The 7,397-nt window shown below is 49.7% G+C and carries 12 protein-coding genes; 6 read left to right on the forward strand and 6 right to left on the reverse strand.

The features are described 5' to 3' along the window. On the reverse strand, window positions 1-546 hold a 546-nt coding region (locus AK963_RS23210), incomplete at its 3' end, for a hypothetical protein (protein WP_202969839.1). Window position 547: 1 nt separating this feature from the next. Between AK963_RS23210 and AK963_RS23215 the strand changes: the two genes are divergently transcribed. Beyond that, window positions 548-733, forward strand: coding sequence for a hypothetical protein (locus AK963_RS23215; RefSeq protein WP_066017784.1), 186 nt, complete (start codon window positions 548-550; stop codon window positions 731-733). A gap of 34 nt (window positions 734-767) precedes the next feature. On the opposite strand, the gene AK963_RS23220 is transcribed toward AK963_RS23215, so the two are convergent. From AK963_RS23220 to AK963_RS23240, 5 genes are all read right to left on the reverse strand, one after another. Next, window positions 768-1,283 (reverse strand): DUF669 domain-containing protein, encoded by a 516-nt coding sequence (locus tag AK963_RS23220; protein ID WP_066017785.1) that lies wholly within the window; start codon window positions 1,281-1,283, stop codon window positions 768-770. Between the two features lie 11 nt (window positions 1,284-1,294). Continuing rightward, window positions 1,295-2,068: an ATP-binding protein gene (locus tag AK963_RS23225; RefSeq protein WP_066017786.1), complete on the reverse strand. Its 774-nt coding sequence runs from the start codon at window positions 2,066-2,068 to the stop codon at window positions 1,295-1,297. Then, the gene (locus AK963_RS23230; protein WP_066017787.1) at window positions 2,068-2,478 is read right to left on the reverse strand and encodes a DUF7173 family protein; all 411 of its coding nucleotides are present in this window, start codon (window positions 2,476-2,478) and stop codon (window positions 2,068-2,070) included. The genes AK963_RS23225 and AK963_RS23230 overlap by 1 nt, the downstream gene beginning before the upstream one ends. A gap of 41 nt (window positions 2,479-2,519) precedes the next feature. Further along, window positions 2,520-2,816 (reverse strand): hypothetical protein, encoded by a 297-nt coding sequence (locus tag AK963_RS23235; RefSeq protein ID WP_139117605.1) that lies wholly within the window; start codon window positions 2,814-2,816, stop codon window positions 2,520-2,522. Window positions 2,817-2,945: 129 nt separating this feature from the next. After that, window positions 2,946-3,581, reverse strand: a complete 636-nt coding sequence (locus AK963_RS23240) for a helix-turn-helix domain-containing protein (protein ID WP_066017789.1) — start codon at window positions 3,579-3,581, stop codon at window positions 2,946-2,948. A gap of 171 nt (window positions 3,582-3,752) precedes the next feature. On the opposite strand from AK963_RS23240, the gene AK963_RS23245 reads away from it, so the two are divergent. The 5 genes from AK963_RS23245 to AK963_RS23260 all read left to right on the forward strand — a co-directional run. Next, the gene (locus AK963_RS23245; RefSeq protein WP_066017790.1) at window positions 3,753-3,983 is read left to right on the forward strand and encodes a helix-turn-helix domain-containing protein; all 231 of its coding nucleotides are present in this window, start codon (window positions 3,753-3,755) and stop codon (window positions 3,981-3,983) included. Between the two features lie 73 nt (window positions 3,984-4,056). Continuing rightward, entirely contained in the window at window positions 4,057-6,048 is a 1,992-nt protein-coding gene (locus AK963_RS31525) for an AAA family ATPase (RefSeq protein ID WP_083232859.1), read from the forward strand. Between the two features lie 211 nt (window positions 6,049-6,259). Continuing rightward, window positions 6,260-6,382 carry a hypothetical protein gene (locus AK963_RS36710; RefSeq protein WP_274520550.1) on the forward strand — a complete coding sequence of 41 codons (123 nt, stop codon included), beginning with the start codon at window positions 6,260-6,262 and terminating at the stop codon, window positions 6,380-6,382. Then, a complete protein-coding gene (locus AK963_RS23255) occupies window positions 6,360-6,827 on the forward strand; it encodes a RuvC family protein (RefSeq protein ID WP_066017791.1) in 468 nt (155 codons plus the stop codon). The genes AK963_RS36710 and AK963_RS23255 overlap by 23 nt, the downstream gene beginning before the upstream one ends. Continuing rightward, on the forward strand, window positions 6,824-7,397 hold a 574-nt coding region (locus AK963_RS23260; RefSeq protein ID WP_139117606.1), incomplete at its 3' end, for a bacteriophage antitermination protein Q. The genes AK963_RS23255 and AK963_RS23260, both read left to right, overlap by 4 nt.

Raw genomic sequence — 7,397 nt, forward strand, 5'->3', positions numbered from 1 at the left:
ACCATACAGTTCATCCGTGTTTTTATTGACGGCAATATAGAAGGCTCGGGTCAGCTGCGGGTTGGCCAGATACATATACACCTGCATCTGGACAAAGTGTTCAGGCTTGGCTTCTTTTACCCCTTTGCTGACCAGGTTCTTGAACGACTTCTCATTGTGGGTTTTCATTTCAATGAGGTGCCACGTTTTCGGGGCTTCGATAAAGCCCTGCCCAACACCATCGAAGGAACCGCCGAAATGCCTGTCGCAGGCAGATACCCGGAACTGCTCACCAGTGGCTGGATTGGTATCAAAGACGGTCACACCGGCTTTACGCAGGTCTTCCGCAAAGCGGGGCTCAGATAAGTGGCCGGTTTGAAACAGCCTTAGCAGCTGACCGCTGTGTTTGACATCAGTGCACCAGCGGAAGCTATACCAGAGTTCCCGGTCGCAAGGCCGACCAATGATGGAACCGCCGAGGTGAGCCCGGAAGGCATCACCCTGATTGTCCTCATAATGCTGGACAATGGCTTTGATGGTGGTTTGGGTGGGTTCGGGGACTTTCACAATGATTCACCTTTCCTGGTTCTGCGCCTATTTCTGCTTCCTGTTTAACCTTCAGGCTATTCGCTGGGCTTTCCTTTTCCGTTTTCTCTCGGTTTTTCCGGGTCGTCGTTTGGTGAATCTGGCCTTATCGAGCTTCCGGGCAGCGGTCCCTGTTGAATTGAAAAACATACGTTTCTTCCTTGAATGAAGGGGGCAAGCCCCCTTATATGACTGACGACGGGTTATTTTTGTCCCCACGGTGGTGCGGTATGTTGAGCCGCAGGGTGGCCAGCCGGTGGCTGTTGCGGAGGTGTCGTGTTATGAGCCGGGGTCTGCTGCTGTGGGACAGGAGCCTGCTGCATTGGCTGACCGCCAACATTGATCCACTTTTTGACTTCATTCTGTGGCCCATAGCCCGGATCGTTTTTAATGACGATGCGGATACGAATGACCTGATTAAGCAGTTGGTCCGTATCGCTGATCATTGGCTGACCAATGGCGTGAGCAATCCGGCTTAACTCCTTTCTGCCGATTTCCTCTGCCCTCGGGCTCCGGTTCTCAATATTGTGCTGCGACCAGAGCTTACGACCTTCAAACTGCCCTTCCATAATGGTGTAGGTCAGTTTCACCATACGGCCTCCGGTCTTGGTGTTTTCCACAGAAGCCTCGGTAATCATCGTGAGGTACTCACTCGCAGGGAGTGGTTCAAACTCATCCGTTGGATCGTAGTCGCCTGCATTAAAACCTAACTGAGCCATGAGTAATCTCCTTATTTCTGGCGGGTGGTTTGGGTCAGAGCGTCACTAAAGGCCTGCCAACTCAGCGGGAGCTCAGGTGGTAGGCCATAGCGATTCTTGGCAATGAAGCTCGGACGAGCCTCGGTGTAGAGATAACGTTGGCCAGTACTGATGCCACGGGTTTTGATCTTGTTAAAACCGGCTTCTTCTTTCTCAATGACGGTTTTGTAGTCAGCAAATAACACGCAGTCGACGGACTCCATGATCAGTTCGCTCGCCCGTTTATGCAGCTTGATCTGGAAACGGTCGTAACTGTCCGTCATTGGACTCTCAAACCGTTTGATTTCAGAGTGGGCGATCAGAATGAAGGCCATGCCTTTTTCATTGCGCAGGGCAAAGAGGGCATTCAAAAGCTGACGCCATAAATCCAGAGCGAACATGAAGCCTCTGCCATACCCGAAATCTTCAACGGAGTTGTAACGCTCACCCTTGGGGCCGACATAGTTGTCGCACAGATGCTGATGAATCATGGGTTCCAGATGATCCAGGCTATCCAGAACCACGGTTTGATAGGGGTGCTCGGACGTACACAGCACATTCAGTGCATCCAGCACGTCTTGAAAGGAAGTCATCAACGGGAAGGCGTCGACTTCCAGCTTTCCCAGACCGTCCTCAGTGCAGATAAAGCAGGGGTTGGGAGCGCCTGAAGCTAACGTTGACTTTCCCACTCCGGATGAACCGTGCACGATAATGGTGGGTGCTTTGAAGCCTAAAGAACGGCTGATGGAGTTCAGGGTAATTGCCATTACTTGTCCTCCAGGCGTTCAAACTTAACGGCCACTTTCTTTGGTTTGGTGGTGATCGCCTCGGCCACAATGTTGTAACTGGCCGGATCAAAGCCTTGGAGACTCTTTAGCTGCCGGGAGTCTATTTCCAGCTTGGCTCTGACGATCTTGGCAGCAATGGTTGGAGAAACACGGCCTTTTACCTGCTCCCACTTTCTGGCATCCAACGTACGGGTGAAGCCTGCTGAGGTAGTCACCTTGTAGTAAGCACCCTTCAAGGTATGACTCCCCTCTTCTTTGACACCGACGACCTCACTTAACTGCTGCTCGATAGCAAGGCGGTGATCCCTTGCGTTTTGCTCTGCGATTTTGGCTTTCTCTAACTCGAAGGCGAGTTTGTCCAGCCGTGAAGCTTCATTGCTTTCGGACATAGCAATTTCCCTTTGTTGTGGTGGTTGGGGTGGATCAGTCGTTAGCTGGAGGGTATAGCGTCGAGGTAATTCCGTAGGTCAGGCGCTTTATGGATTTCGATGTGGCCATCTTTTCGGGTAGTGTCGAACAGCAGGCCATTAATGATGAATATTCCCGGTAGGGCGTGGGGGGTTGTGTCCTGAATGGCAGTAATTAAATCAGAAAGCAGAAGTCTCGCCTCTTCAGCCTTTTCCTTAGCTTCATTGGCTTGTTTGATAAGAACGAGTTCTTGTTCAAGGAGGGATAGCACTTCATTTGCAATGACTTCGACAGAATCCATTTGTCCAGTTATATCCATGATGGCAACCGTTGGGTGTTTATTAATCTTATTCGTCACTAACCAAAGGTTGCCACTCAATAGATTTGACTGTCAACAACAAATCATAACTTTTTATAATTTTCTAAAAAACCCATTAATTATTCATACTCAGCTTGTCTCAAAAAAACAGCCAACAACCCGCCCGATAAAGTTGTCTCGGACAACGTGCACTGCCTCGAACTTGGGGTTGGCGCACACCAGTAAGGTCTTGCCGTTGTACTCCTGATAGGAGCCAACAATGGGGGCTTTATCATAAAAAAGACAGAGTTTGTTAAATTCCAGCGGCAGGTCTGGGTCAACAAAAATCAGTGAGTCATAAGGAAAACCAGCTTGCCCCAACCCTTCATTTTCCATAGAGGTGTTTGACAGGGTGAAGCTGAAAGCATGCTCTCCACAATCAATGGGACAATGTATTCGAGCGTCGGGGTTCGAGACTTTTCTGGTCAAATGCCACTGAGAAATATCGGCTGTAGACAAGTGAGGGACTGACCGGCCTTCATTTGGTATGGAGCTTCCGGGGGCGCTCTCGGTTTCGTCTCCATTCATGATGTACTCCGGGGTCACCTCTAAGAATGGAGCCATGCGTCGCTGTAACTTAAGAATATTTTTCAAGGTTAAGCACGCATCCTCACGAAGCCATACGGATACCGTCGCCTTGGTAACCCCTAACTTATTGGCCAGCTCAGTTTGAGTCATGTTCCGGTTGGCGAGCAAAATTCGAACTCGCTCTTGCCACGTTATCATTATGTTTTCCTTGTGTTTTCCAACGGATAGCTCTTGCTCAAATTTAATCATTTCTAAACATAAAAGTAAAAATCGATCTCGCCCTTTATAAACCGTATTGATTTGTTAATCCTCGACTGTTAATAATCACAACTCCATTAACCGCTTTATTAACTAAACAGGGACAGTTTTATGAAAATCAAAAAAACACCGGGCCAGGTACTTCGTGATTACCGTGAGTCAAAAGGGTTGACCATGAGTAGCTTCGCGGAAATCCTGCATTGTTCAAAGAGTGAAATTTCTCTCTATGAGAGTGATAAAAAAGAGATAGGCAAGATCAGAAGGCTCTTCTGGTCAACCATTATTCCTCAGTTCACCCCGGACATGCTAACCGCTGAAGGCCAGAAGCCCGCCGATGGATGATGCCAATAGAGTGAGCAAAGCGCCAACTCCCCCCTTTGAACACAACAATTACTAACGACAGGAAGCAAACGTCATGGAAGCGAACTTGCCTGATACCGCCTCTGAAGCATGGAAACTGAACGAAGCCGGTCTGTCCATCGTGCCGCTGGGCTCCCCTTTTGAAGAACCGCCTGAATGGTTTGTAGAAAACCGTTGTGCGGGTGACCGGGACAAGGCCAAGATTGAGTGGCCAAAAGCCCCACGCTATCGCTGGAAGCAGTATCAGGATGAAGCCCCTGCTGATAGCCAGATTGAGCATTGGACGAATCTCTTCCCTCATACCAATTGGGCAATCATCACCGGCTATCGTGTCGTGGTGGTGGACGCAGACAGTGCCGAGGCGGTGGCGTTCATTGAGAACGGTGCCATTACACGCACACCACTTCGGGCCAAAACCAGTAAGGGCAAGCACTACTACTTTCAGGTCAACCCGGACTTCCCGATTCACAACGCCGTTCGCAAGAACAAGATCGACCTCCGGGGCATTGGCGGTTACGTGGTGGCTCCCGGCAGTACTCACGCTGACGGGACGCTCTATCAGTGGGAAACCGACGGGTACATGGACATAGCCGATCTCCATGATGTGCCTATGCTCTCACCGGAGGATATTGCCACCATCAACGGATTCAACGGTCAGGCCACAGAAGAAAAACCAGAGGGTAACTTAGGGTTTACCACTGACCAGTATCCACTGCCACACGACGGGAGCAACCTTGCTGAGGGTCAGGGGCGTAATAACGCGGCGGCCAGTATGGCGGGGCAATTACTCCGGCAGAACTATTCCCTCCGGGAGGTGAAGACCATTCTGGATCAATGGAACCAGTCGAATACACCGCCATTGTCCGATGCAGAGCTCAATACCACGATTGCCAGCATCGCCAGAACCCACTCCAATAATCATCCTGGCTCATCCATTCTTATCGAGACACCACCAAAGCCTGAGTTTGAATTTTGCCATGCGGAGGAACTGGTCAATGGTGTAAAGCCCATCAACTGGCTTGTTAAAGGCTTTCTGGAAATGGACAGTCTCTCACTGATGTTCGGGGAACCTGCCTGTGGCAAGTCATTCGTCGCCATTGATCTCGCCTGCTGCGTGGCCACTGGTAAGGAGTGGCATGGAAAGCAGGTCAAGCAGCAGGGGCCGGTTTTCTATATTGCGGGTGAAGGGTTCAATGGCCTCTCCCGGCGTTTAATGGCCTGGCAGCAAACATACGGTTACAACCTCCGTAATGCGCCTCTCTATGTCAGTAAATGCTCTGCTTCGCTTACCAATTATGCCAATGCGCTTGCCGTCAGCGACAGCATCGAAAAGATCATTCAGCAAAATAACTCCGCCATACCCTCCATGATCGTGATTGATACCTTAGCCAGAAATTTCGGACCCGGCGATGAAAATGCCACTCAGGAAATGAATGTCTTTATCAATCACATCGACCAGTTGCTCCGGGTTAAGTACCAGTGCAACGTACTGATCGTGCACCATACCGGCGTGGGCTCAAAAGACCGTGCTCGAGTTAACAGTGCCCTCAAGGCGGCACTGGATGCTGAGTATGCGGTTGTAAAATCAGACGACTCAGTAAATATAGTCACCAAAAAAATGAAAGATGCTGATGAGCCCAAGCCGATTAACTTTCAGTTTGAGCCGGTACAACTCCCATTTCTGGATGAAGATGGAGAGCGGCAGTACAGCTGCGTGTTTCGTTATATTGAGAGCACAGCTGAAGAACCGGAAGAACCTGCCAGGAAGCGCATCAAAAAACTGGGCGACCGACAGCGGCGTATCCTGGAAACCCTCAACAGTCTGATGAATAACGCTCAGCAGCGTTTAGAGAACAGTGGTCGTGACCCTGCCAATGCCCGAATAGAACTCAAAAACCTGAAAGACGAATGTTATGAGCAGGGGTTTATCTGTTCCAAGCATTGGCGCAGAACAATTGATGCCATGATTCACCGTGATCTTATTGGTATTGATGCGCCGTTTGTGACGGTCTCAGAAAAAGGATGGGAGGCGATCAGCAATGACTGACTTGACTGGTTATTTTTTGACCAAAAACCCCCGTCCCCGAGGTCCCCAGGTGCGGAATTTTATTCTGTTCAAATCCCTGTACCCTCTGACTCCCCTCCTTCCCTCTATTTCTAGGGTTTCAGTCTGTTTGATGCCTTTAGCTGACCCACACCCCCCCTTTTTTCTCTCTCTATAGAGAGAAAAAAGTAAGAGGGGGAGGGGGAAAGGAAGCATGGCAGAAAAAACAGAGGGGAAGAAAAAGAGAAAAAAAAAGAGAAAAAAAAATAAAAAAAAGAGAAACAAAAAGAGAAAAATTTCAGGGAGGAGAAATTTTGAAAATTATTATTGGCATTGATCCAGGCCTGACTGGCGGGATAGCAATTCTGGACAGTGGGACGATGGAATTAATCACGGTTGTGGATATGCCCATTGTTCCTGAAGGCGCGAAAAAGAAAGTAAGCGGCCATGGTCTGATGAAAATCATCGGAGGCTATACCCGGCAGGACGTTCAGATGGTCTATCTGGAAAAAGTCGGTGCAAGACCCGGACAGGGTGTTGTCTCGATGTTTAATTTCGGACGGTCGTACGGTGCTATTGAATCCGCTGTGAGCGTTTTAGGCTTTCCCCTGACCTATGTAACCCCTCAACGCTGGAAACGCTCAGCAGGGCTTGTAGGCTCTCCCAAGGATGCCTCACGAGGAAAAGTGTTGGACCTCTATCCAGAGGCTGACGTTCATCGCAAGAAAGACAATGGTCGTGCTGACGCTGTGCTCATTGCCAGATATGGAGAATTGGCATGAAACTACTCTCGGCAAGGCAGGCGATACATGATGCTTACGCTATCCACTTAACGGGCAAGAGCTATGGCATTGATCCGAGGGAATTTTGGGAGCGTGGCCAAGGGAAGGTCCCAAATATCAATCAGCTGATTTGTAATGCTGCTGAGGCCGGGATGATTATCTCGACGGTTGAAGGGCTGGATGAGCCTTACAAGTCCTGGGCAAAGTGGGCTTACGGTCCCCGGACAGAACATCACCTGCCCGATCAGGGGCGGTTCTTTGAATGGCTGGATCGGGACGTTCGGGAGAACCTGAAAAGCATCGAGCGAAAATACCGGGAGGTGACCAAGGAGAAAATTCGTGATGTCGTGGCCTATGCCGTTCTGGATTACCGGGCGTTTGTCATCAATGAAATACACTTGTACCCGGTTAGTCTGATTATCAATCGCTGCAACATTCAGCGGCAGAACTGGAAACGGGACTTTGAACCATGGCATGAGTATTACTGGCAATTCTGTGACCAGCAGTTAGACCGAATGGCATTAGTCCCGGTTGCAAATTCCGTTCAACGGCTGAAATATGGCAAGGAGC

The sequence above is a fragment of the Endozoicomonas atrinae genome (assembly GCF_001647025.1).
Lineage (GTDB): Bacteria > Pseudomonadota > Gammaproteobacteria > Pseudomonadales > Endozoicomonadaceae > Endozoicomonas > Endozoicomonas atrinae.

What these genes read in the sequence shown, in the direction of transcription:
- AK963_RS31525 (WP_083232859.1), top strand. Translation starts at nt 4,057, where the DNA reads ATGGAAGCGAACTTGCCTGATACCGCCTCTGAAGCATGGAAACTGAAC.
- AK963_RS36710 (WP_274520550.1), top strand. Translation starts at nt 6,260, where the DNA reads ATGGCAGAAAAAACAGAGGGGAAGAAAAAGAGAAAAAAAAAGAGAAAA.
- AK963_RS23230 (WP_066017787.1), bottom strand. Translation starts at nt 2,478, where the DNA reads ATGTCCGAAAGCAATGAAGCTTCACGGCTGGACAAACTCGCCTTCGAG.
- AK963_RS23220 (WP_066017785.1), bottom strand. Translation starts at nt 1,283, where the DNA reads ATGGCTCAGTTAGGTTTTAATGCAGGCGACTACGATCCAACGGATGAG.
- AK963_RS23235 (WP_139117605.1), bottom strand. Translation starts at nt 2,816, where the DNA reads ATGGATATAACTGGACAAATGGATTCTGTCGAAGTCATTGCAAATGAA.
- AK963_RS23240 (WP_066017789.1), bottom strand. Translation starts at nt 3,581, where the DNA reads ATGATAACGTGGCAAGAGCGAGTTCGAATTTTGCTCGCCAACCGGAAC.
- AK963_RS23245 (WP_066017790.1), top strand. Translation starts at nt 3,753, where the DNA reads ATGAAAATCAAAAAAACACCGGGCCAGGTACTTCGTGATTACCGTGAG.
- AK963_RS23215 (WP_066017784.1), top strand. Translation starts at nt 548, where the DNA reads ATGATTCACCTTTCCTGGTTCTGCGCCTATTTCTGCTTCCTGTTTAAC.
- AK963_RS23225 (WP_066017786.1), bottom strand. Translation starts at nt 2,068, where the DNA reads ATGGCAATTACCCTGAACTCCATCAGCCGTTCTTTAGGCTTCAAAGCA.